17 protein-coding genes are annotated in these 22,661 nt (G+C 73.1%); 7 read left to right on the plus strand and 10 right to left on the minus strand.

Annotation, left to right across the window (positions count from 1 at the left end; translation table 11 throughout):
* Window positions 1-48 precede the first annotated feature (48 nt).
* Window positions 49-2,271, plus strand: coding sequence for an NADP-dependent isocitrate dehydrogenase (locus tag ACGF0D_RS20680; protein WP_392876186.1), 2,223 nt, complete (start codon window positions 49-51; stop codon window positions 2,269-2,271).
* An 85-nt stretch (window positions 2,272-2,356) separates the two neighbouring features.
* Here ACGF0D_RS20680 and ACGF0D_RS20685 read toward each other — a convergent pair whose 3' ends face one another.
* Both ACGF0D_RS20685 and ACGF0D_RS20690 read right to left on the minus strand, forming a co-directional pair.
* The gene (locus ACGF0D_RS20685) at window positions 2,357-2,947 is read right to left on the minus strand and encodes a YdcF family protein (protein WP_392918204.1); all 591 of its coding nucleotides are present in this window, start codon (window positions 2,945-2,947) and stop codon (window positions 2,357-2,359) included.
* A gap of 141 nt (window positions 2,948-3,088) precedes the next feature.
* Entirely contained in the window at window positions 3,089-4,105 is a 1,017-nt protein-coding gene (locus ACGF0D_RS20690; protein WP_392918340.1) for a cytochrome c oxidase assembly protein, read from the minus strand.
* Window positions 4,106-4,308: 203 nt separating this feature from the next.
* Here ACGF0D_RS20690 and ACGF0D_RS20695 point away from each other — a divergent pair, with 203 nt between their 5' ends.
* Together ACGF0D_RS20695 and ACGF0D_RS20700 are read left to right on the plus strand one after the other, a co-directional pair.
* A complete protein-coding gene (locus tag ACGF0D_RS20695) occupies window positions 4,309-4,443 on the plus strand; it encodes a hypothetical protein (protein WP_392918206.1) in 135 nt (44 codons plus the stop codon).
* Between the two features lie 129 nt (window positions 4,444-4,572).
* Complete coding sequence (locus tag ACGF0D_RS20700; protein ID WP_392918209.1) at window positions 4,573-5,289, plus strand: superoxide dismutase; 717 nt, start codon at window positions 4,573-4,575, stop codon at window positions 5,287-5,289.
* 232 nt (window positions 5,290-5,521) lie between these two features.
* Here ACGF0D_RS20700 and ACGF0D_RS20705 read toward each other — a convergent pair whose 3' ends face one another.
* From ACGF0D_RS20705 to ACGF0D_RS20735, 7 genes are all read right to left on the minus strand, one after another.
* Entirely contained in the window at window positions 5,522-7,087 is a 1,566-nt protein-coding gene (locus ACGF0D_RS20705) for an ABC transporter substrate-binding protein (RefSeq protein ID WP_392876171.1), read from the minus strand.
* A complete protein-coding gene (locus tag ACGF0D_RS20710) occupies window positions 7,084-9,162 on the minus strand; it encodes a hypothetical protein (protein ID WP_392918212.1) in 2,079 nt (692 codons plus the stop codon). The genes ACGF0D_RS20705 and ACGF0D_RS20710 overlap by 4 nt, the downstream gene beginning before the upstream one ends.
* Before the next feature lie 562 nt (window positions 9,163-9,724).
* Complete coding sequence (locus tag ACGF0D_RS20715; RefSeq protein WP_392918215.1) at window positions 9,725-10,723, minus strand: 2-hydroxyacid dehydrogenase; 999 nt, start codon at window positions 10,721-10,723, stop codon at window positions 9,725-9,727.
* 155 nt (window positions 10,724-10,878) lie between these two features.
* On the minus strand, window positions 10,879-11,904 hold the full coding sequence (locus ACGF0D_RS20720; RefSeq protein WP_392876160.1) for a 6-phosphofructokinase: 1,026 nt from the start codon (window positions 11,902-11,904) through the stop codon (window positions 10,879-10,881).
* 351 nt (window positions 11,905-12,255) lie between these two features.
* Window positions 12,256-12,984 carry a type 1 glutamine amidotransferase gene (locus tag ACGF0D_RS20725; protein ID WP_392876158.1) on the minus strand — a complete coding sequence of 243 codons (729 nt, stop codon included), beginning with the start codon at window positions 12,982-12,984 and terminating at the stop codon, window positions 12,256-12,258.
* 46 nt (window positions 12,985-13,030) lie between these two features.
* Window positions 13,031-14,293 carry a MurT ligase domain-containing protein gene (locus tag ACGF0D_RS20730; RefSeq protein ID WP_224281748.1) on the minus strand — a complete coding sequence of 421 codons (1,263 nt, stop codon included), beginning with the start codon at window positions 14,291-14,293 and terminating at the stop codon, window positions 13,031-13,033.
* Between the two features lie 282 nt (window positions 14,294-14,575).
* Window positions 14,576-15,274 carry a GNAT family N-acetyltransferase gene (locus ACGF0D_RS20735; protein WP_392918218.1) on the minus strand — a complete coding sequence of 233 codons (699 nt, stop codon included), beginning with the start codon at window positions 15,272-15,274 and terminating at the stop codon, window positions 14,576-14,578.
* A gap of 267 nt (window positions 15,275-15,541) precedes the next feature.
* On the opposite strand from ACGF0D_RS20735, the gene ACGF0D_RS20740 reads away from it, so the two are divergent.
* The 4 genes from ACGF0D_RS20740 to ACGF0D_RS20755 all read left to right on the plus strand — a co-directional run bounded on the left by ACGF0D_RS20740 (window position 15,542) and on the right by ACGF0D_RS20755 (window position 21,059).
* Window positions 15,542-19,486, plus strand: a complete 3,945-nt coding sequence (locus ACGF0D_RS20740) for an amino acid adenylation domain-containing protein (protein ID WP_392918221.1) — start codon at window positions 15,542-15,544, stop codon at window positions 19,484-19,486.
* Window positions 19,487-19,635: 149 nt separating this feature from the next.
* Window positions 19,636-19,863 carry a hypothetical protein gene (locus ACGF0D_RS20745; RefSeq protein WP_392876150.1) on the plus strand — a complete coding sequence of 76 codons (228 nt, stop codon included), beginning with the start codon at window positions 19,636-19,638 and terminating at the stop codon, window positions 19,861-19,863.
* Window positions 19,864-19,991: 128 nt separating this feature from the next.
* Window positions 19,992-20,285 (plus strand): muconolactone Delta-isomerase family protein, encoded by a 294-nt coding sequence (locus ACGF0D_RS20750; protein ID WP_392876147.1) that lies wholly within the window; start codon window positions 19,992-19,994, stop codon window positions 20,283-20,285.
* 102 nt (window positions 20,286-20,387) lie between these two features.
* On the plus strand, window positions 20,388-21,059 hold the full coding sequence (locus tag ACGF0D_RS20755; protein WP_392918224.1) for a hypothetical protein: 672 nt from the start codon (window positions 20,388-20,390) through the stop codon (window positions 21,057-21,059).
* A 60-nt stretch (window positions 21,060-21,119) separates the two neighbouring features.
* Here ACGF0D_RS20755 and ACGF0D_RS20760 read toward each other — a convergent pair whose 3' ends face one another.
* Window positions 21,120-22,559 carry a pyridoxal phosphate-dependent decarboxylase family protein gene (locus ACGF0D_RS20760; protein ID WP_392918226.1) on the minus strand — a complete coding sequence of 480 codons (1,440 nt, stop codon included), beginning with the start codon at window positions 22,557-22,559 and terminating at the stop codon, window positions 21,120-21,122.
* Window positions 22,560-22,661 lie beyond the last annotated feature (102 nt).

Consider the following 22,661-nt stretch of genomic DNA (forward strand, 5'->3'; position numbering starts at 1 on the left):
ACGAGATATCTTGACGTCAAGACGTTGGAGACGTGAAGCGGAGTACCGATGACTGACTCGACCATCATCTATACGCACACCGACGAGGCTCCGGCCCTGGCGACCTACTCGTTCCTGCCGGTGGTCCAGGCCTACGCCTCGACCGCGGGTGTGCGGGTGGAGACCCGCGACATCTCCCTGGCCGGGCGGATCATCGCGAGCTTCCCGGAGCGTCTGACCGAGGCGCAGCGGATCGGCGACGCGCTGGCCGAGCTGGGTGAGCTGGCCAAGACCCCGGGTGCCAACATCATCAAGCTGCCGAACATCTCGGCCTCGGTGCCGCAGCTCAAGGCCGCCGTCGCCGAGCTCCAGGCCCAGGGCTACGCCCTGCCGGACTACCCGGACGACCCGCAGACCGACGAGGACAAGGACGTCCGCGCCCGCTACGACAAGGTCAAGGGCAGCGCCGTCAACCCGGTCCTGCGCGAGGGCAACTCGGACCGCCGCGCCCCGCAGTCGGTCAAGAACTACGCCAAGACCCACCCGCACCGCATGGGTGCCTGGACGGCCGACTCCAAGACCAACGTCGCCACCATGGGTGAGAACGACTTCCGGTCCACCGAGAAGTCCTCCGTGATCGCCGCCGACGGTGCGCTGCGCATCGAGCTGCTCGGCGAGGACGGCACCACCACCGTGCTGCGCGACAAGGTGTCGGTGCTGGCCGGCGAGGTCGTCGACGCCTCGGTGATGCGGGCCGCCGCCCTGAACGAGTTCCTGGCCGCGCAGGTCGCCCGTGCCAAGGCCGAGGGCGTGCTGTTCTCGGTGCACCTCAAGGCCACCATGATGAAGGTCTCCGACCCGATCATCTTCGGCCACGTGGTCCGCGCGTTCTTCCCGAAGACCTTCGCCAAGTACGGCGAGGTGCTGGTCGCCGCCGGTCTGAACCCGAACAACGGCCTCGGCGGCATCCTGGCCGGGCTCGACAACGTGCCGCACCTGGGCGCCGAGATCAAGGCCTCCTTCGAGGCCGAGCTGGCCGAGGGCCCGGCCCTGGCCATGGTCGACTCCGACAAGGGCATCACCAACCTGCACGTGCCGAGCGACGTCATCGTCGACGCCTCGATGCCGGCCATGATCCGCACCTCCGGCCACATGTGGGGCCCGGACGGCAAGGAGGCCGACACCCTGGCCGTGCTGCCGGACAGCAGCTACTCCGGCGTGTACCAGGCCGTCATCGACGACTGCCGTGCCCACGGCGCCCTGAACCCGGCGACCATCGGCTCGGTGCCGAACGTCGGCCTGATGGCCCAGAAGGCCGAGGAGTACGGCTCGCACGACAAGACCTTCGAGATCGCCGCCGCGGGCACCGTCCGCCTGGTCGACACCGAGGGCAACGTGGTGCTGGAGCAGGCCGTCCAGCCGGGCGACATCTTCCGCGCCTGCCAGACCAAGGACCTGCCGATCCAGGACTGGGTCAAGCTGGCCGTCACCCGCGCCCGCGCCACCGGCGTCCCGGCGGTGTTCTGGCTGGACGAGACCCGCGCCCACGACGCGGTGCTGATCGAGAAGGTCAAGCAGTACCTGCCGGAGCACGACACCGCCGGCCTGCAGATCGAGATCAAGTCCCCGGTCGAGGCCACCGAGTTCTCGCTGGAGCGCATCCGCCGCGGCGAGGACACCATCTCGGTGACCGGCAACGTGCTGCGTGACTACCTGACCGACCTGTTCCCGATCCTGGAGCTGGGCACCAGCGCCAAGATGCTGTCGGTCGTCCCGCTGATGGCGGGCGGCGGCCTGTTCGAGACCGGCGCCGGCGGCTCCGCCCCGAAGCACGTCCAGCAGCTGGTCAAGGAGAACTACCTGCGCTGGGACAGCCTGGGCGAGTTCTTCGCGCTGGCCGCCAGCTTCGAGCACCTGGCGAGCACCACGGACAACGCCCGCGCCCAGGTGCTGGCCGACACCCTGGACCGCGCCACCGGCACCTTCCTCAACGAGGACAAGTCGCCGAGCCGCCGCCTCGGTGGCATCGACAACCGCGGCAGCCACTTCTACCTGGCCATGTACTGGGCCCAGGAGCTGGCCAAGCAGACCGCCGACGCCGAGCTGGCCCAGGCCTTCTCCGGCCTGGCCGCGACGCTGGCCGAGCAGGAGTCGGCCATCGTGGACGAGCTGATCGCCGTCCAGGGCTCGCCGGTCGACCTCGGCGGCTACTACCAGCCGGACGCGGCCAAGGCCGCCGCCGTGATGCGCCCGTCGAAGACCTTCAACGAGGCGCTCGCCAACCTCGGCTGATTCCGGTCGAGTCGAGCTGACGAAGGCCCCGGCTCTGATTCCTGAAACCCAGGGATCGGACCCGGGGCCTTCGGGCTGTCCCGGTTCAGGCGCGGCCGAGCAGGGCGAGGGCGGTGCCGACGGCCTCGCGCAGCAGGAGGTACGGGCCGTGCGCCAGCGGGCCGTCCGCGCCGAGCACCGCGGCGGGGGCGCCGGCCCGGCGGGCGGCCAGCGCGGAGCGGACGGTGTGGAAGCCGTTGGTGACCACCGTGCAGCGGTAGCCGGGGCGCTCGGCGGCCATCAGGGCGGCGCTGAAGCGCAGGTTCTCGGCGGTGTTCACGGCGCGCTCCTCGCGCCGGATCCGCTCGGCCGGGACGCCCCTGGCCACCAGGTAGCGGGCCATCGCGGCGGCCTCGGTGCACTCCTCGTGCGGGCCCTTCCCGCCCGTCACCAGGACCAGCGGGGCGTACCCGGCGGCCTCCTCGGCGGCGAGACGCTCCAGTGCGGCGTCCAGCCGGGCCGCCAGCGGGGCCGCGGGCTCACAGCCGTCCAGCGCGGCGCCCAGGACCACCAGGTAGTCCGGGCCGGCCGGCGCGGGCCTGCGGTGGCGGTGGTACAGCGCCAAGCCGAGGAAGCCGAGCAGCCAGAGCAGGACGTACCCGCAGAGCAGGACGGCGACGATCAGCAGGACGTGCATACCTGTTCGAACGCCCGCGCCGGAACGACCGTTCCGCACCGGGTGGCACCGCTGTCCCAGGCCCCGGTAACGGCGGAACCCCCGTTCCGGAGGCGGAACGGGGGTTCCCGGGAACGAGCGTTCCGCGGCGGACGGCGGGCCTCAGCCCGCGTCGGCCGCCGGGGCGGCGCCGGCGACCGGGGCGACCGGGGCCGTCGGGGCCGCGCCCGCGCGCCGGTCGCGCTTGTGCAGCGAGGCCAGGTAGGCGTTGTACGCCTCCAGCTCGGCGTCGCCGGTGCGCTCCTCGGAACGGTCGCGGCGGCGGGCCTGCCGCTGCTCGGAGCCCATCCACTGGTAGACCAGCGCGATCAGCACGATCGCGGTCGGGATCTCGCCGAACGCCCAGGTGATGCCGCCGGCCAGCTTCTGGTCCTCCAGCAGGTTCGTCCCCGGTGGTGCTCCCTCCACGGTGAAGGTGGTGACCAGCGGGTGGCCGGCCATCATCACCGCCACGCCGAAGAAGGCGTGGAACGGCATCCCCATGAACAGCTCGATGATCCGCATCACATGGCCGGGGCGGTGCGGGCCAGGGTCCACGCCCATGATCGGCCAGAAGAAGGCCAGACCGGTGAGCAGGAAGTGCACCATCATGAAGATGTGCCCGAGGCGGTACTGCATCAGGAAGTCGAACAGCGGGGTGAAGTAGACCCCGTACAGGCTCGCGATGAACATCGGGATGGTGAACGCCGCGTGCGACACGATCCGGATGTACCGGCTGTGCAGCAGCGCCACCAGCAGCTCGCGCGGCCCGCGCGGACGGCCCTTGCCGGCCGGGCGCAGCGCCCGCAGGGCCAACGTGATCGGGGCGCCGAGCAGCAGCAGGATCGGCGTCAGCATGGAGAGCACCATGTGCTGGATCATGTGCGCGCTGAACAGCACCATGCCGTAGTCGTTCAGCCCGGTGCAGGTGACCAGCAGCAGGCTGGCGACACCCAGGGCCCAGCCGACCATCCGGCCGATCGGCCAGCGGTCGCCGCGCCGGTACAGCCGCACCACGCCCGCCGCGTACAGCCCCAGGACGACGAGACCGCCGATCAGGAACACCCAGTCCGGGGACCAGGTCCAGACGTTCGACAAGGTGAACGGGCCTAGTCGGGTCATCCCGCCGTGGTGGTGCATTCCTGACATTCCGTCGCCCATCGGCGGGTCCTGCTTTCCGTCCTCGTGGTCCCTGGTGCGGGTCCGGTTCGCCCCTTTTGCTTGGCATACAGCCTAGGCGGGCCTTACCTCGGGCCTACCCCCGCCCCCTCCGTACGGGTGGCTCCCCACCGCGCGCCCGTCCTGGCCGGACCGGCCGACCGGTCGGCAGGGAGGCTCGGAGGATGGCGACGGAACACGGACCGGCGGCGCACCCCGCGGCCGCGCCGACCGGGGCGACCGGCCTCGTCGGCTCCGGGGTGCCGCCCGCCGCCGACGGCCGTCGCGGTGACGCCGCCACCCCGTTCGACCAGCACTGATTGAACCGGTCGTGCGGGTGCTACGTGCACTCTGGCGGGCAGCCGCCGGAGGGACCGGCCGGGTGCCCGTCGAGGCGGTCGCGCCGAGCGCCGCCGACTCCTGTACCGAACAGACGAGGCCAACTGATCATGAAGCGCTCCGCCCTCACTCTCGCCGCCGCCCTCGTGGCCTCTCCGCTGCTCGCTGCCTGCGGTTCCGCCGCGACCGCCCCGGCGGCGTCCGGCACGTCCGCCGCGGCCGCGCCGGCCACGGCTTCGGCCCCGTCGACCATGGCCATGGGCATGGACATGTCTTCCGGTCACATGGCCCCCGGGACGGCGATGCACGGCGCGATGACCGACGGCGACACCAAGACCGACCTGGGCGCGGCCCACAAGACCGACGCCGTCTTCGGTGACTTCGCGGCGAACCCGGCGGCGCCCACGTACGACACCGCCAAGGTCCCGGCGGGCGCGAAGGCCACCGTGCAGGTCGTCGCGGCGGGTGGCAGCACGCTGGTGCGGATGGAGGTCAGCGGCCTGCTGCCGAGCACGGTCTACGGCTCGCACGCGCACGTCAACGCCTGCGGTGCCAACGGCGACGCGGCCGGCGGGCACTTCGAGCACACCCCCGACCCGAAGGGCGCCTCGACGGACCCGCAGTTCGCCAACCCCACCAACGAGATCTGGCTGGACTTCCAGACCGACGCCCAGGGCCACGCCGTGGTCTGGTCGAAGCAGCCCTGGGACTTCTCCGACGGCCGGGCGCCCAAGTCGGTCATCCTGCACGCGATGAAGACGGAGACGGCCGCGGGCTCGGCCGGCAAGGCCGGCAGCCGCCTGGCCTGCGCCAACGCGGCCTTCTGAGCCGACGCCGCCTTCCGGCGCCGGACGCCGTCGCCCGTGCGCGTCGGCGTCCGGCGGCCCGCGGTGTCGTCGTCGGCGATCCGGTCGACGACGGCGCGGGTGATGGCCGCCATGACCCGGGCCGGCAGCGCGGGCGGGGTGCTCCTCTGCGCGCCGGTGACGACCAGGACGTCGGTCACCGTGCCGGCACCGCCGGCCGATCCCGCTCGGAAGGCATGCCCGGCAGGCGTGCTCAGGAGTTCGGCGCGGTGCAGTCCTCCTCCGGGGGCTTGCCGGTCGGCCAGGCGAGCCCGACGAACTTGGCGGCGTGGGGGTTGTCCCGGAGTTCGACGATGGCGAGGGCCTTGTCGTAGGGGTTGCCGTTCTGGTCGAGGCAGATCCAGCCGCCCGCGCCCTTGACCATCGCCTTGGAGTGCATGAACTGCCAGATGTTGGCGACGTCGGTGATGCTGGGCAGCGGGTTGGCGGAGGTGGCGGGCGGGGTGGTTCCGGAGACGCTGAGGCGGATGCCGCTGATGGCCGTCCACACGGTGTCGTGCATGACGATGGTGCGGGAGTCGAAGAGGTCGGTGGGGCCGATGGGGCCGACCGGTTCCTTGGCGGCCTGGTCGACGCGGGCGGAGAGTGCCTGGAGGTCCTCGGCGGAGCCTCCGTTGACGGTCGGTCCGGTCCACATGTCCCGGTGCGCGAGCGAGACGTAGCGTACGGTGACGTTCTTGGAGAGGGCCGCCCAGTCGAGCTCGGGGTCGGTGAGCAGGGAGTTCGCTTCGGAGCCGCTGATGAGGGTGTACGGCTTCATGGTGCAGCCGCGTGCCCCGAGCCGGTTGATGAACAGCCGCAGCTGGAGGTAGCGGCCGGCGAAGTAGATGGTGTTCGCCTGGGACTGACAGATGTTCTGGATCATGATGTCGAACACGTTGGGGATGTTGCCGACCTGGTTGATGTCCTGGGGCGAGGTGTAGGTCTGGGGCTGGTGGGCGGCAGTGATCTTGGTGTTCCGTTCGAAGGCACGCTTGAGGGTGGTGATGTAGTTGTCGTCCTCGCGGGTGTCCTCGACGACGACGGCACTCTCGGGCGTACCGGTCTGGGCGCCGTAGTAGGAGAGCGCGTCGGCCTCGCCGGTGTTGGTGGGGACGACCCGGACGAGGCCGGGGAAGTCCTTCGGCCCCTGGGGGCTGTTGGCGAGGTCGTCCGCGGTGATGGCCCCGCCGACGACGGGGATCTTCAGGTCGCGGGTGAGGTGGGCGATGGTCTCCTTGGTGGAGGGGACGCTGCGGTCGAATCCGGTGACGGCGCGGAGGTTGTCCTGCGTGGAGGCGGCCATGCCGGCGAGCTGTTCGGTGACCGGCCTCCAGTTGAAGCTGTCGGAGCCGGGGTTGGCGAGGACGAGCCGGATGGGCGGGGTCCTGCCGCCGTCGTCGTGGTTGGCGCGGTACTGGGCGAGGTAGGCGCCCTGGAGCTGCCGCAGGACGCGGTCCTGGCTGACGGACTGGGCGAGGCCCGTCATGGGGACCATCACGGCGACGGTGACGTGCGGGCGGTCGGCGATGCTGTCGTTCTCCGCCTTGATCCGGTGGGAGACGGCGTCGAGGGCGGGCGAGAAGCTGAACGCGCCGTCGGTGACGCCGGTGCACTCCCCGTGGGGGGTCTGCTTGCTCACGCCCTTGCCGCAGGAGAGATCGGGGCGGGTGAGTTCGATGCCCGCCACGATCGCGCCCGCGACGACGGCGAGGGCCGCCACCAGGGCGAGGACCTTGGTGAGCCGCCCCCAGCCGTCGTAGATGTCGGAGATGCTCATGCGTTCGCTCTCTCTATCGGCAGGTCGGGTGCCTGCGTGCCCTGCCGGAGCTGGACGGGCCAGTGGTCGCGGGCCCGGAGCAGGCTGAGTTCGGGGTCGTCGCTCACCGCGCGGAGGGTGCGAAGGTGCGCGGCGATCTCGTTGACGTGGTCCTCGTCGGTGGCGGCGAGGGGTGCGGACTGCTGCCACAGGGCGGTGAGGAGGCGGGCGACGGCGAGGTGCACGGTGGGGGAGCCGGCGGCGGCACCGGGGCCCGTGCAGGTGGGGCAGGACAGGGGTGCGGGGACGGTCTGCACGTCGGGGGGCTGGGGGGCGGAGCAGACGACGTTGAGGAGGGTGAGCCAGTCGGCGGGCCGGTCGGCGAGGAAGCGCCGGTGGAGGGCGTTGGTGACTTCCGCGACGTCGCCGAGGGCGAGGGTGTGGTGGAGGTACTTGGCTTCGGCTTCCGGCGGGCGGGGGGTGCCGTCCGTGGGGCTCGGGTAGCGGTCCCGGAGGAGGCTGTGCATCTGCTCCCAGCCGGCCCAGGAGGTTTCGGCGCGTAGTTCCTGGAGGAGCAGGGTGCGCAGGGCGCGGTCGGCGAGGTAGGGCGTGCCGGGTCCGTACGAGGGCCAGTGGTACGGGTCGGCGTGGTTGGCCGTGAGGTGGGCCTGGACTTCTTCGAGCCGGTCGACGGGGTCGGTCTCCTGGCGGTAGGAGGTGAGCAGGGCGATGGCCTCGCCGCGGTCGAGTGCGGCGGAGAGGAGGCGGATGCGGGCCCGCAGGGCGGGGTCGGGGAGGAACTGGTCCACGAGGTCGTGGAGGAGGCCGGCGCGGGTCCCGGTGTCGCTGGGGGAGCGGAGCTGGTCGGTGAGGGCGCGGGTGCTGCCGGCGCCGCCCGTGCGGTCGGCGGCCTGGTGGACCCTGTCGAAGGCGTCGAGGAGGGTGCAGGCGGTGGCGGCGCGTCCGCCGCTGAGCCGGTCGACGAGGAGGGGGAGTTCGGTCGGGTAGAGGGTGGTGCCGAGCATCATCCGGATCTCCCGCTGCCGTACGGGGGGCAGGCCCATGGTCATCCAGGTTCCGTCCGGGATGGGGTCGCGGGTGAGGGGCGGGAGGCCCCGGGAGGGGCCCTGGGTGGTGACGACGAAGACGGGGTGGGTGCCGGGTCGGTCGGCGTCGAGGTGGGCGAAGGCGTCTCGGAGCGGGGCGATGAGCCGGTCGTCGGGGAGGGCGTCGAGGTTGTCGAGCAGGATGAGCGGCCGGGGGGTGTCGTTGAGGCGTCGTCTGAGGTCGTAGCTGTCGTCGATGTCGGCGATGAGGGCGGCGGTGAGGAGTGCCTCGATCCCGTTCCGTCGGTGGTCCTGCTGCTGGAAGGTCTGGCCGAACCGGTAGAGCCTCTGGATGGCGTCGCCCTGGTAGTCGCCGAGCCTCTTCTTCCACCAGTTGAGGGCGCCCCGGTCGCCGCGCGGGGAGAGGAGGGCATCGCGGGCCGTGGTGAGGACGGTCTGGGCGAGGGCGTCGGCGCCGGGGGGCATCGCGGTGACGGTGCTGATCAGGGGGAGCAGGGCGTCGAACAGTTGCTTGATCAGTTCGTTGCGGCGTCTGCGGTCCACACTGTCGGCGGTGATGACGGTCCGGAAGCGGTCCAGCTGCTGCCGGAGGTTGTGGAGGTCGGCCGGTTCGTCGGGGTCGGCGGGGGTGGAGGCCGGCCAGGTGGTGACGACGAGGAGACCGAGGGAGAGCCTGCGGAACTTGAGGCTGGTCCAGGAGCCCGGGACGGCGAGTTGCAGGTAGTGGGAGACCAGGTAGAGCAGGCTGGTGTGGTGGGAGGCGTTCGGGAGGTCGTCGCCCGGAAGCCTTCCCAGTCCTTCGAAGCCGAAGTCCTCCCTTGCCAGGTCGGCCCGGACCAGGGGGACCCGGTTGCGGTAGTTGTTCCGGAGGTCGTCGAGAAGGGTGGTCTTCCCGCTGCCGCGCGCGCCGACCAGGTGGACGACCGGGGCGGCGCGCCGGTGGTGCGGTCGTCGGTTGGTGGTGCGGTCGAGTCCCACCAGTTGTGGGACGAGGCCGTCGAGGACGGCCTCCTGTCCGTAGAGCCTCACGCGCCTCGTACTCCCTGTGGCCCGCGCCGATCGGCTCGGCGGTCGGATGACGCTGGGAAGACTACGGACGGCGAGAGGAAAGCGTAAGCAGATTCTGTGAATTGACGGTCAGTTAGACAATCGTGATGGTTCGGGGGCGGAAAGGGGCCGGTGGTCGGAGGGCACTCGCTGACCGTCGACAGTGGCCGGCGCGAGATCGCGGACGCGGCGCCGACCTGGCTGCGCCGCCGGGGCCGGCAGGCCTGACCACCTCGCGGACGGCGGCACGACCGATGTCCGCCGAACCCGGCACCCAGCCAGGGGGCGCCGACCCTCCGTCACCCGTCACCCGCCTTGGAGCGCTCAGTGAGATTCCCTCTGCCCGGAGTTCGGCACGCCGGTCGGCGTCCTCGCTGAGCGCGGCGGCCTGTTCCAGCGCGGTGACGGCCGCGGCGATGCCGCCGCGCCGGGCGGCCCGTCGCGCCGCGTCCTGCAAGGCGGAGGCCACGGATTCGTCGGGAGTCCCGGTCGCGGCGGCGCGGTGCCACACCTGCCGGTCCGGCCGGCCGTCGAGCACCGCGGCTCACGTGCTCCTGGGGACGAGGGTGTTCTCGTTGCGGCGGCCGGCGGCGAAGTCGTCGATGTTGCGGGCGGTGGCGTCGATGATCTGGCCGACGGCGGTGCGGGTGAAGTAGGCCTGGTGGCTGGTGACCAGGACCTGGGGGAAGGTGACGAGGCGGGCGAGGGTGTCGTCGGTGATGCCCTGGATGGAGCGGTCGGTGAAGAAGAGGCCGGTCTCCTCCTCGTAGACGTCGAGGCCGACGCCGGAGAGGCGTCCGGCGCGCAGGGTCTCGACGAGGGCGGCGCTGTCGACGAGGCCGCCGCGGCTGGAGTTGATCAGGATGGCGTCGTCCTTCATCCGGGCCAGCGCGTCCCCGTCGATCAGGTGGTGGGTGGCGGGGAGGAGGGGAACGTGGAGGCTCACCAGGTCGGCGCGGGTGAGGAGTTCGGGCAGTTCGGTGTAGTGCATGCCGAGGTCGAGGCAGGCGGGGTTGGGGGCGATGTCCCAGCCGAGGAGTTCGGTGCCGAAGCCGGCCGCGATCCGGGCGAAGCACTCGCCGATCTTGCCGGTGCCGATGACGCCGACGGTCATGCCGTGGACGTCCCGGCCGAGCAGGCCGTCGAGGCGGAAGTCGAACTCGCGGGTGCGGTTGGCGGCGCGGGTGAGGCGGCGGTTGACGGCGAGGGCGAGGGCCCAGGCGTGTTCGGCCACCGAGTACGGGCTGTAGTAGGAGACCCGGGCGATGGTGAGGCCGAGTTCGGCGGCGGCGTCGAGGTCGATGTTGTTGAAGCCGGTGGAGCGTTGGGCGATGAGTTCGGTGCCGCCCGCCGCCAGCGCCGCGAGGGTCTCGGCGTCGAGGACGGCGTTGACGCTGCTGCTGACGGCCGGGTAGCCGACGGCCAGTGGGGCGGTGTCGCGGTTGAGGAACACGTCCAGGCAGCGAAGCCCGTGCCGGCCGGCGAAGGCCTGCTCCAGCAGTGGCCGTTCGTCGGCCTGCACTCCGTACGCGAGGATCTCCATGCCGGACACGCTAACGGCCGGGGCCGGGCCGCGCCCACCCGAGGCGGGAGACCGCGCCCACCCGAAGCCGGGGCTGTTGTCCACCGGATCCGGAGAGCACGAGGCCCCCGGACCGCGCGGGGCGGGTCCGGGGGCCTGCGGGTGCGGGCGGGCGGTCAGATGACCGTCTCGGCCTCCAGGTAGCGGTCCTGCGGCACGGTCTTCAGCTCGGCGACCGCCTCGGCCAGCGGCACCAGGTTGATGTTGGTGCCCTGCAGTGCGGTGATGTGCCCGAAGGCGCCCTTGTGGACGGCCTCGACGGCGTGCCAGCCGAAGCGGGTGGCGAGCACCCGGTCGTAGGCGGTCGGGGTGCCGCCGCGCTGGGTGTGGCCGAGGATCACCGGGCGGGCCTCCTTGCCGAGACGGTGCTCCAGCTCGCGGGAGAGCTGGGTGGCGATGCCGGTGAACCGCTCGTGGCCGTAGATGTCCTTGGTGCCCTCCTCCCAGTGCATGGTGCCGGGCTCGGGCTTGGCGCCCTCGGCGCAGACCACGATGGCGAACTTCTTCTGCCGGTCGAAGCGCTCGCGGACGACCTCGGTGAGCTTGTCGATGTGGAACGGGCGCTCCGGGACGACGATGGCGTGCGCGCCGGCCGCCATGCCCGCGTTCAGCGCGATCCACCCGGTGTGGCGGCCCATGACCTCGACGACCATGACCCGCTGGTGGGACTCGGCGGTGGTCTTCAGGCGGTCCAGCGCCTCGGTGGCCACCGAGACGGCGGTGTCGAAGCCGAAGGTCACGTCGGTGGCGGCGATGTCGTTGTCGATGGTCTTCGGCACGCCGACGATCGGCAGGCCCGCGTCGCTCATCAGCTTGGCGGCCTTCAGGGTGCCCTCGCCGCCGATCGGGATGACCGCGTCCAGGCCGAGGTCGGAGCAGTACTTCCTGGCCCGCTCGACGCCGTCCCGGAGGTGGCTCGGCTGGACCCGGGAGGAACCGAGGATGGTGCCGCCCTGGGCCAGGATGCCGCTCACCGAGTCCAGGGTCAGGGGGCGGTGGTGGCCCTCCAGGAACCCGCGCCACCCGTCCTCGAACCCGATGATCTCGTCGCCGTGGTCGACCACCCCCCGGTGGACCACGGAACGGATCACCGCGTTCAGGCCGGGGCAGTCACCGCCGCTGGTCAGCACTCCGATACGCATTAGCTTTGCAACTCCCGAGCAGAACCGAGGAACGGCCGGACTACAGGCTGGGACGACGAGCCGTCACCGTAACGGGTCGCTCCCACGCCGGGGTGGCGGGGAGGTGGCCGAGGGGTGAAGGACCGGCCGATCCGGACAGAACGTCCGAAAACGGCCGCGAAGTCGAGCATACGGCCCCTGGTCCGGCCGGGCAGGAGCCGACGCGGGAGCGGCGCCGTCGGCGCCCCCGCGCGGAATTGCAGCCTGCTGCCGAGGAGGGTGTGCAGTAGGCAGCCCCATTGTGGTACTTCCGGGGCCGCCCGCGGACCGGGTGACCGCATGGCGGGCACCCGGCCGGGGCGTACGGATGTACTACTGGGGGCGCGTCGCGGCCGCGATGCGCTCGGCGCGCAGCGCGTCGTACCAGGTGGTGTCCGCCGGCGGCAGCGCGCTGACGTCCAGCGCCAGCTTCAGCAGCATGTCGGCCACGGCGGGGTTGCGGGCCAGCACCGGGCCGTGCAGGTAGGTGCCGAACACGGTGTCCCGCCAGGCGCCCTCGGTGCCGTCACCGGTGCCGTTGCCCCGACCGACGTTGACGGTGGCGAAGGGCTGCACGCCCTGGCCGAGGTGGGTGACGCCCTGGTGGTTCTCGAAGCCCGTCAGCTGCGGCAGGCCGAGCCGGGGGTCGACGTCGGCGAGCACGTCGCCGACGCAGCGGGCGCCCTCGCCGCGGGTGGTCCAGACGTCGAGCAGGCCCAGGCCCGGCTCGCGCTCGCCGAGGTCGTTGATGAACTCGTGGCCCATGATCTGGAAACCGGCGCAGACGCCGAAGATGATCGCACCGTTCTCGGCGGCCCGCACCAGGCCGGTGTCGGCGCGCAGCCGCTCGGCGGCCAGGCGCTGCGGGCGGTCCTCGCCGCCGCCGATCAGGTAGATGTCCCCGCTGGTGGGGATCGCCTGGTCGGAGCGGACGTCGATCCGGGTCACGTTGAGGTGGCGCTGGCGGGCCCGGCGCTCCACGACCAGGGCGTTGCCCCGGTCGCCGTAGGTGCTGAGCAGGTCCGGGTAGACCCAGACCACGCGCAGGCTGCTCTCACTCATCCTCGAAGGCCTTCCGTCACGTAAAGACTGGTGTGCGGGCGCGGCATCAGCCGGCCACGACCTTCCGCAGCTGCTGGAAGGCGGTGTAGTTGGCGATGGCCTCGATCCGGCCGGGCGGGGCCATCCGGACGGCCTGCTCCAGGGTGTCCACCACGTGGAACTGGAGCCCGGCGACCTCCAGGCGGACGGCCAGGTCCAGCTTGCGCTGGCCCATCACGAAGACCGGGTGCCCGGCGAGGCGCTCGTAGTCGACGTCCCACAGCCAGGAGGTGTCGGTGCCGTCGGCGTCGAGGGCGTTGACGGAGAGGATCACCGGGGCGGGCGGGCCGTCGATCAGCGAGAAGGTCTCCAGCCAGCCGGCCGGGTTCTTGGCCAGCAGCAGGCGGATGTCCCGGCCCTGGTACTGGACCACGTCGTAGCGGCCGGCCACGGCGGCCACCGAGCGCATCCGCTCCAGGGCGACCTGCGGGGCGACGCCGAACACGGCGGCGACGGCGGCGGAGCTGGTGGCGTTGGCCAGGTTGGCCCGGCCCGGCAGCTGGAGCTGGATCGGCCAGGCGCCGCGCTGCGGGTCGATCACGTGGGTGCCCTGGAGCGCCCAGTGCGGGTTGGGACGGCGGAAGCCGCAGTCCTGGCAGAACCAGTCGTCGCCGGGGCGCTGCATGACACCGCCGCAGGCGGGGCAGGACCAGGCGTCCTCCTTCCAGGCCTGTCCGGCGGCCACCCAGACCACCTTCTTGCAGGAGGAGGCGGCCCAGGTCACCAGCGGGTCGTCGGCGTTGGCGATGACCACGGCCTCGGTGTTCTGCAGGCCCTCGCGCCACTTCTCGGCCATCATCCGGGTCTCGGCGGCGCGGTCGAGCTGGTCGCGGGAGAGGTTGAGCAGGGCGATCGCCTTGGGGCGGGTGTCGCGGGCGACCGTCGCCAGGTACTTCTCGTCGACCTCGATCACGCCGAAGCGGGCGTCCGTGCCGCCGGCCAGGGCGGAGGTGATGCCGGCCGGCATGTTGGCGCCCAGGGCGTTGGAGACCACCGGGCCGGCGGCGCGCAGCGCCTCGGCGATCAGGCGGGTGGTGGTGGTCTTGCCGTTGGTCGCGCTGACCAGGACGACGTCGAGGTGGTCGGCGAGGGTGGCGAGCAGGTCGGGGTCGAGCTTGAGGGCGACCTTGCCGCCGATCACCGAGCCGCTCCCGCGCCCGGCCTTGCGCGACACGGCGGCGGCGACCCGGCCGGCGGTGACCGCGATCTTGGCGCGGGCCGGCAGCGAGGCGTCGCGTGCGCCTGTGGGCTCCGATTCGGTGCCTGCCATGCTCAGTGGTTCCTCCTTGCTGCGGCACCACCCGTGGCCGGATAACGGGCCGACGGGCGGCGGGGACGGGGGTCAGCCTACCGACTCCGTAGCCCGACCGGACGATCCGGACCCCGTGCCGCCTGCTGCGACGCGTTCGCGGGCGTCGCTGACGGCCTGTCGGGGAGAGCGGTGTACGGAGCAGCCCCAAGGGATCGGCTCCAAACCCCCACTCCTTCACGACGCTCCACGGGCACCGCGGGGTTCCCGAGCGGCCCGGGTAAGGATCTGGTGAAGAAATGATCAGCGGTTCGGACGGTGGGCGCATCCGGCCGGATCCGCGGCGGCCAACGTGGCGGTGATCACCAGGGTGCCGTCCTCGGCCCGGAAGTCCAGCGGGGCGTCCAGCCGCCGCATCGCGGCGATCAGCCCGGCGTTGTCGCCGTGGGTCACCGCGTACACCGTCCCCACACCGGCCGCCCGGGCCACCGCCGACAGCCGCCGCAGCAGCGCCAGGCCCAGCCCGCGCCGCTGCCAGGCGTCCTCGACCAGGACGGCCAGCTCGGCCTCGCCGTCGTCCCACATCAGGTGCCCGAGCGCGACGACCCGCCCGTCCGGGGCGGTCACGACGAGGCTGCGGCCGTGCCGGGGGTCCAGCAGGTGGTCCAGGTAGCGGCCGGCGTCGCGGACCGGGCCGTGGTAGCGCAGCCGCAGCGCGGCGGGGGAGCAGCGGCCGTGCATCGCCAGTGCCGCCGCCCGGTCGGCCGGCCCGGCCGGGCGCAGCAGCAGCTCGGTCCCGTCCGGCAGGGACAGCCGGGACGGGGCCTCCGGTGCCTGACCGGCGGCATGCTCCGCGGGCGGCTGCGGCCGGCCGGTCCGGTACGGGCCGCCGGTGAGCGCGGGCAGCCGGGTCGCCTGGCCCTGGGGCGCCGCGCACCTGCGGTCGGACCTGCGGAAGGGCCGGTGCCAGAGCCGTTCGGGGCGCGTGCGGGATGCCTTCATGCCGCCGACGCTACCGACGGTGCGCTTCCGTTCGGTTACGTGATCGTGAACGCGCGAATGCCCGGGCGGCGCTCGGGCGGCGTGGGACCGGGCGGGCTCCCGCCCGGGACGTCGGGCGGGCCGGCCGGGACGGCACCGGCGCAGGTCCCGACCGGTGCCTCATGCGGCCGGGACGCCGGGCGGCCGACGGTGGGTGGCGATCCCGGTGCTCCTGGTGAGCAGGAGCGCCGGGGCCGTCCGTCCACGCACCATCGAAGGTCATGTCTCATGCGCGACACCCCGTCCGTCCCCACCACCGACACCGCCACCCCCGCCGTCCCGCATGCCCGCCGTGCTCCGGTCGGCACCGCGCTGACCGGGCTGCTCGACCGGCAGGCGGGCATCCGGCCCGACGCGCCGGCCGTCCTCGGCGAGGGTGGCGGCCTCACCTTCCGGGAGCTGTCCGGGACGGCCCGCCGGCTGGCCGCGCGGCTGCGCCGCCTGGGCGCCGGCCCGGACGGCTGCGTCGGCCTGTACGTCGAGCCGTCCGTCGAACTGGTCGCCGGGGCCTGGGGCGTGCTCCACGCCGGGGCCGGCTACCTGCCGCTGTCGCCCGAGTACCCCGAGGACCGGATCCGCTACATGATCGAGGACAGCGGCACCCGGATCGTGCTCACCCAGGCGCACCTGCGCGAGCGGCTCGCCGCACTGGCCCCCGCCGGGACCGCGGTCGTCACCTTCGAGGACTCCGAGCCGATGCCGGACGCGGCGGCGGAGGAAGCGGCGGAGGAAGCGGCGGAGGAGGCCGCCGCGCCGGAGTCGCTCGCCTATGTGATCTACACCTCGGGCAGCACCGGCCGGCCCAAGGGCGTGATGATCGAGCACCGCTCGGTGGTCTCCCAGCTGCGCTGGATGCACTCCGCCGGGCACCTGGACCCCGAGGTCACGGTGCTGCAGAAGACCCCGATGAGCTTCGACGCCGCGCAGTGGGAGATCCTCGCCCCCGCCGTCGGCGCCCGGGTGGTGGCCGGCACGCCCGGCCTGTACCGCGACCCGGAGGCACTGGTCGCCGCCGTCCGGCGGCACCGGGTGACCGCGCTCCAGTGCGTGCCCACCCTGCTGCGGGCGCTGCTGGACACCGAGGGCTTCACCGACTGCACCGGCCTGACCCGGGTGTTCGCCGGCGGCGAGGCACTCTCCCGGCGGCTCGCCCGCGACCTGCTCCAGGCCCTGCCGCAGGCCGCGCTGGTCAACCTGTACGGCCCGACCGAGTGCACCATCAACGCCACCTCGCACCTGGTGGACCCGGCGGATCCGGGCGACGGCGCGGGCTCGGTGCCGATCGGCCGGCCGGTGGCCGACACCCGGTGCTACGTCCTCGACGAGGAGCTGCTGCCGGTCGCCGCCGACGGCGTCGGCGAGCTGTACATCGGCGGCGTCCAGCTCGCCCGCGGCTACCTGAACCGGCCGGAGCTGACCGCGGAGCGGTTCGTCCGCGCCCCGTTCGACTCCGGCGAGCGGCTGTACCGCACCGGCGACCTCGTGCAGCGGAACCCGGACGGCACCCTGCAGTTCGCCGGCCGGGTGGACAACCAGGTCAAGCTGCGCGGGTACCGGGTCGAGCTGGACGAGATCGCCCGCGCGATCGAGGAGCACACCTGGGTGCGCCGCTCGGCCGCGGTCGTCACCGGGGACGACCGCACCGGGCACCCGAACCTGGTCGCCTGCGTCGAACTCAACCCGCGCGAGGCCGCCCTGATGGACCAGGGCAGCCACGGCGGCCACCACCAGTCCAAGGCCAGCAAGCTCCAGGTCAAGGCCCAGCTGTCCGACCCGGGCCTGCGCGACCGGAGCGCACTGGCCGGCCGCGAACGGGTCGAGCTGCCCGGACGGAAGGAGACCGAGGACCAGCGCCGGGAGACCTTCGCCCGCAAGACCTACCGGTTCTACGAGGGCGGCGCCGTCACCCGGGACGACCTCACCGCGCTGCTCGCCCCGCGCCCGGCCGGCGCCACCGGCCGCGACCCGGAGCTCCTGGGCCTGCCCGAACTCGGCCGCGTCCTGCGGTGGTTCGGCCAGTTCCACAGCGAGGAGCGGCTGCTGCCCAAGTACTCCTACGCCTCGCCCGGCGCGCTGTACGCGACCCAGCTGTACCTGGAGACCGACGGCCTGGACGGGCTCGCCGCCGGGCTGTACTACTACCACCCGGTCGAGCACGTCCTGGTCCGGATCGGGCCCGCCGAGCCCGCGCCCGAGGCCTGCCTGACGCTGCACTTCTCCGGGAAGCACGGCGCCGTCGAGCCGGTCTATAGGAACAACATCCGGGAGGTGCTGGAGTTCGAGACCGGCCACATGCTGGGCGTCCTGGCGGAGGTGCTGCCCGGGTACGGGCTGGACGTGCGCCCGCTCGGCCCCGACCCGGCGGCCAAGGACCGGCTGGACGTCGCCGAGGAGGACCACTACCTGGGCGGCTTCGCCGTCGTCCGGGCCGGCGGCCCGGCGCGGGCCGAGCGCGTCGAGCTGTACGTCCAGGCCCACGAGGGCCGGGTGGACGGCCTGCCCGGCGGCCTCTACCGGTACGCCGACGGCGAGTTGACGCACGTCGCGGACGAGGTGATGGAGTCCCGGCACGTGATCGCGATCAACCAGGCCGTCTACGCCCGGGCCTCGTTCGGCATCACGGCCGTCAGCCGCGCCGAGGAGGAGTGGCTGCAGTACGTCGAACTCGGCGCGGTGCTGCACCGCCTCCAGCGCAACGGCCTGGCCCTGGGCCTCATGTCCTCCGGCTACAGCTCCAAGTCCGGCCACCCGCTGCCCGCCGCACGCCGCATCGACGAGATCCTGGCCGGCCGCGGGATCACCCCGGGGCCGTCGTACTTCTTCCTCGGCGGCAAGGTGAGCGAGGAGCAGATCCGCAGCGAGGGCATGCACGAGGACACCGTCCACATGAAGGGCCCGGCCGAGATCATCAAGGAGGAACTGGCCACCCTGCTGCCCGACTACATGCTGCCCAACCGGGTGCTGGTGCTGGACGCCCTGCCGCTCACCGCGAACGGCAAGGTGGACCTCAAGGCGCTGGCCGCGTCCGAGGCCGTCCGCACGGCCGACGTGCGCGGCGAGTTCGTCGCCCCGGCCACCGGGTACGAGCGGTGGCTGGCCGAGGCCTGGGGGCGGGCGCTGGACTACGAGGACGTGTCGGTGACGGACGAGTTCTTCGCCGTCGGCGGGAACTCGCTGATCGCCGTCGCCCTGGTCAACCGGATCAACCGGGAGTTCGGCGTCGCCCTGCCGCTGCAGGTGCTCTTCCAGTGCCCCCGGCTGGGTGACCTGGCCGCGCGCATCGAGCGGGCGCGCGGGGAGGGCGACGGCGCGGGCTGCGGGGAGAGCGGCGGCAGGGGCGCGGCCTCCCGGCTGATACCGCTGCACCCGGGCGACGCCGGCCGGGCGGTGTTCTGCTGGCCCGGCCTCGGCGGCTACCCGATGAACCTGCGGCCGCTCGGCCGCGAGGCGAGCGGGGGCCGGGCGTTCTACGGCGTCCAGGCGTACGGCGTCAACCCCGGCGAGACGCCGTACCCGACCATCCGGGAGATGGCCGCCGCCGACGTCGCCGAGCTGCGCCGGGTGCAGCCGCGGGGCCCGTACACGCTGTGGGGCTTCTCCTTCGGCGCCCGGGTCGCCTTCGAGGCGGCCTGGCAGCTGGAGCGGGCTGGGCAGCGGGTGGAACGCCTGCTGCTGATCTGCCCCGGCAACCCGAAGGTGCGCCGGAACGACGGCCGTCGGCGGGGCCGCGAGGCCTCGTACACCGACCCGGTGTACCTGACCATCCTGTTCGGGGTGTTCACCGGCCGGATCGGCGGCCCCGAACTGGAACGCTGCCTGGCCGAGACGGTGGACGAGCCGACCTTCGTCGCCTTCGTGCACCGGATGCTGCCGGAGCTGGACGAGGAGCTGATCCGGCGGATCACCGGGATCGTCGGTGAGACCTACGAGTTCGAGTACAGCTTCCGCGAACTCGCCGAGCGGCGGCTGGAGGCGCCGGTGACCCTCTTCAAGGCAGCGGGCGACGACTACTCCTTCATCGAGGGCCGCAGCGGCTACTCGGCCGCCCCGCCCACCGTGGTCGACCTGGCCGGCGACCACTACGGGGTGCTGCGCGAGCACGGGGTGGCCGAGCTGGCCGCCGCGATCCGGGAGGCGGAGCGGACGGTGCCCGGCGGGCGGCCGGGGCGCTGACCGGACGGTGCCGCCGAGCGGCTGCCGCTTCCGGTCGGATGATCCGGAAACGCTCACGGATGGCCCAGGATCCCTGAGCGGGGGAGCCCCTTCGGATAGGGATGGCTCGGCTTTCCGCCGATCCCGACTCCTTCCGAAGGGGCTTTCCGATGTCCGCTTCCACGTCCGTGAGGAACTCCGCACTGGCGACGGCCTGTTGCGCCCTGCTGCTGGCCGCGCCGCTCGCCCTCGCCCGGCCGGCCGGCGCCGCCGACAACGGCCCCAGGACGCCCGAGGAGGCCGCCACCTGCCACCAGGTGATCGGCGCCCTGTTCGGCGGCTTCGGGCCGATGCTCGCCAACGCGGCCTGCACGGTGCGGCCCGCCGGGCGGGGCTGAGGCGGCCCGCCCGCACCGCGCCCCGCCGGCGCGGTGCGGGCGGCTCAGGGCAGTTGCGGGACCTGGTAGTGCGAAGGGCGGCGAGAGGTGTGACCCCGCCGCGGATCCATGGAGAACGGAGCCTTGCCGTGAACGAGTTCCTGGTCGAGATCACGACCGCCGTGCCCGCGGGCACCCCCGAGGAGGAGGTGGACCGCCGCCGCGCCGCCGAGGCCGTCCGCGCCCGCGAGCTGGCCGCCGCCGGCCACCTGGCACGGCTGTGGCGGCCGGTCGGCGAGCGGCGCAGCATCGGCGTCTGGCGGGCGGCCGACGAGGCGGAACTCCGGGAGAAGGTGCTCGGCACCCTGCCGCTGTGGCCGTGGATGACGGCCACGGTGACGGCCCTGGAACCGCACCCGAACGACCCCGGAAGCCGCTCCTGACGGAGCCGCCCCCGGAACACCGGTGCGTGGGCTCGGTGCGTTGCCATACCATCCGTGAATTCGTTCGGCATTTGATCATGCGAGTGAGATGAGACGGTCGGTATGGAATCCGAGCAGGCCCCCGAGAGATCCAGCGGCCTGAAGGCGATCTGGGCCAACACCTTGGAGCCGGTGGCTCCGCTGCCCTGGTACCGCAGGGTGCCCCTGAAGCTCGTGACGGCGGGCGCGGTCGTCGTCGGTCTGGCGACCGCGCTGACCGTCGCGGCCGTGACCGGTGCGGGTGCCCCGCCCCCGCACCGGATCCTGCTGCCGGAGGAGCTCGGCTACCAGGTGCGGATGCCGGAGGACGGCAACGCCCGGGCCGCGCGCGGCTACTACCAGCGGCGGCTGACCGCCCTGAGCCCGTACCGGGAGGTCACGGTGGCCGGCTACGGAACCGCCGGGACCACCGAGACCACGCTGACGGTGATCGGGCTGACCGGGATCTTCTCGGATCCGCAGCAGGAGGTGCTGAAGTACTTCGGGCGCCTGGGGAACGGCGACGCGGGGGGAGAGACGGTCACCGAGGTGGAGGACTTCCCGGCCGGCCCGCTCGGCGGTCAGCTGATGTGCGCGGTGCTGGTGTACCCGTCCACCTCGGAGACCGCCTGCGTCTGGGCGGACGGCAGCACCGTCGGCATCGTCGTCGACCACACGGGCGCCGGCAGGACGGAGGACCTGGCGCAGAACACGCTGGAGGTCCGCGCGGCGGTCGAGGTCGAGGCGAAGGACTGACCGCCGGTCGGATCCGCGCCCGCCGGACGGGCCGGGGTGGTGGGCGCGGATCCGGTTCCGCTATCCGAGCAGTTCGGCGGCCGCGGCCTTGACCTCGGCGAGCAGGAGGTGCAGGTCGTCCTCCGTGGTGGCGGCGTTGAGGAGGCAGGCGCGGAGCATCTCGGCGGCGCCGAGGCGGGCGCCGGTGACGAAGACCCGGCCGCGCCACTGGACGGCGACGGGGAGGTCGCGGTTGAGGGTGTCGCGGGCGGCCTCGTCCAGTCCGGGGGCGCGGTGGCGGAACGCCACGATCGAGGTCTGCACCTCGGCGAGCAGCTCCAACTCCTCGTCCGCCTCGACGAGTTCGCCGAGTCGTCGGGCCAGCGCGGTGCAGTGGGCGATGTCCTGGGCGAGGCCGGCGCGGCCCTTGTGGGCGATGGTGGCCCAGACCTTGAGGGCCCGGAAGGGGCGGGTCTGCTCGGTGCCGTACTCGGAGAACCAGCCGAGTGCGCCGGCCGACTCGTCGCGCAGGTAGGACGGGACGAGGCTGAAGGTGCCGCGCAGCTCCTCGGTGTCGCGGACCAGCGCGCAGCCGCAGTCGACCGGGACGCCGAGCCACTTGTGCGGGTCGAGGGCGAGCGAGTCGGCGCGCTCCAGGCCGGCGTAGCGGTGGGCGATGGCCGGGTCGAGCCGGCCGAAGGCGCCGTACGCGCCGTCCACGTGCAGCCAGAGGCCCTGCTCCTCGCAGAGGTCGGCGATCGGGCCGAACTCGTCCACCGCGCCGGCGCCGACGGTGCCGGCCGAGGCGACCACCAGGAAGGGCAGCAGGCCGGCCGTGCGGTCGCGCTCGACGGCCGCCCGCAGGTCGGCGGTGTCCAGTCGGCCGTCGGGGCCGGTGGCCACGGTGCGCAGGTGGCGGCTGCCGAGGCCGAGGAGTTCGGCGGCCTTGCGGACGCAGGAGTGGGTCTCGCCGGTGACGTAGCCGACCAGCGGGGGCAGGCCCGCCAGGCCCTCCTCGCGGACGTCCCGGCCGGCCCGCCGGGCGGCGCGGTTGCGGGCGGCGGCGAGGCAGACGATGGTCGCCATCGAGGTGCCGGAGGTGAGCAGGCCGCCGCCGGCCGGGTGCGGGAAGCCGACCAGCTCGGCTGTCCAGCGGACCACGGTGCGCTCCAGGTGGACGTCGGCGTGGTCGCCGCCGGCCGAGCTGGGGTTCATCGCGGAGGCGGCGAGGGTGGCGAGCACCCCGGCGGGGGCGGGGGCGGAGTTGACCCAGCCGAAGAAGCGCGGGTTGCCGTTGCCCATCGGGTACGGGAGGACGTCCCGCCCGATGGCGCCGACCAGCTCGTCGAGCGGGCGGCCCTCGGCGGGCAGCGGGGCGTCGAGTATGGCCCGGCGGGCGGCCTCGTCCATGGGCTGCCAGACCGGGCGCCCGGGAAGTTCGGCGAGGTAGTCGGAGACCAGGTCGGCGGTGGCGTGGGCGGCACGGCGGAAATCGGCGCCGGGGATGTCCTCGGTGGTCATGGCGTGCTCCAGGGAGGCCGGGGAGGGGCGGGGCGAGGCGCGGCGTCCTTGGCGCACCCTGATCAGGCGATGATCGGGTGATCCTACGCAAACGGGCCCGCG

Source organism: Kitasatospora sp. NPDC048298 (genome assembly GCF_043201465.1).
GTDB lineage: Bacteria > Actinomycetota > Actinomycetes > Streptomycetales > Streptomycetaceae > Kitasatospora.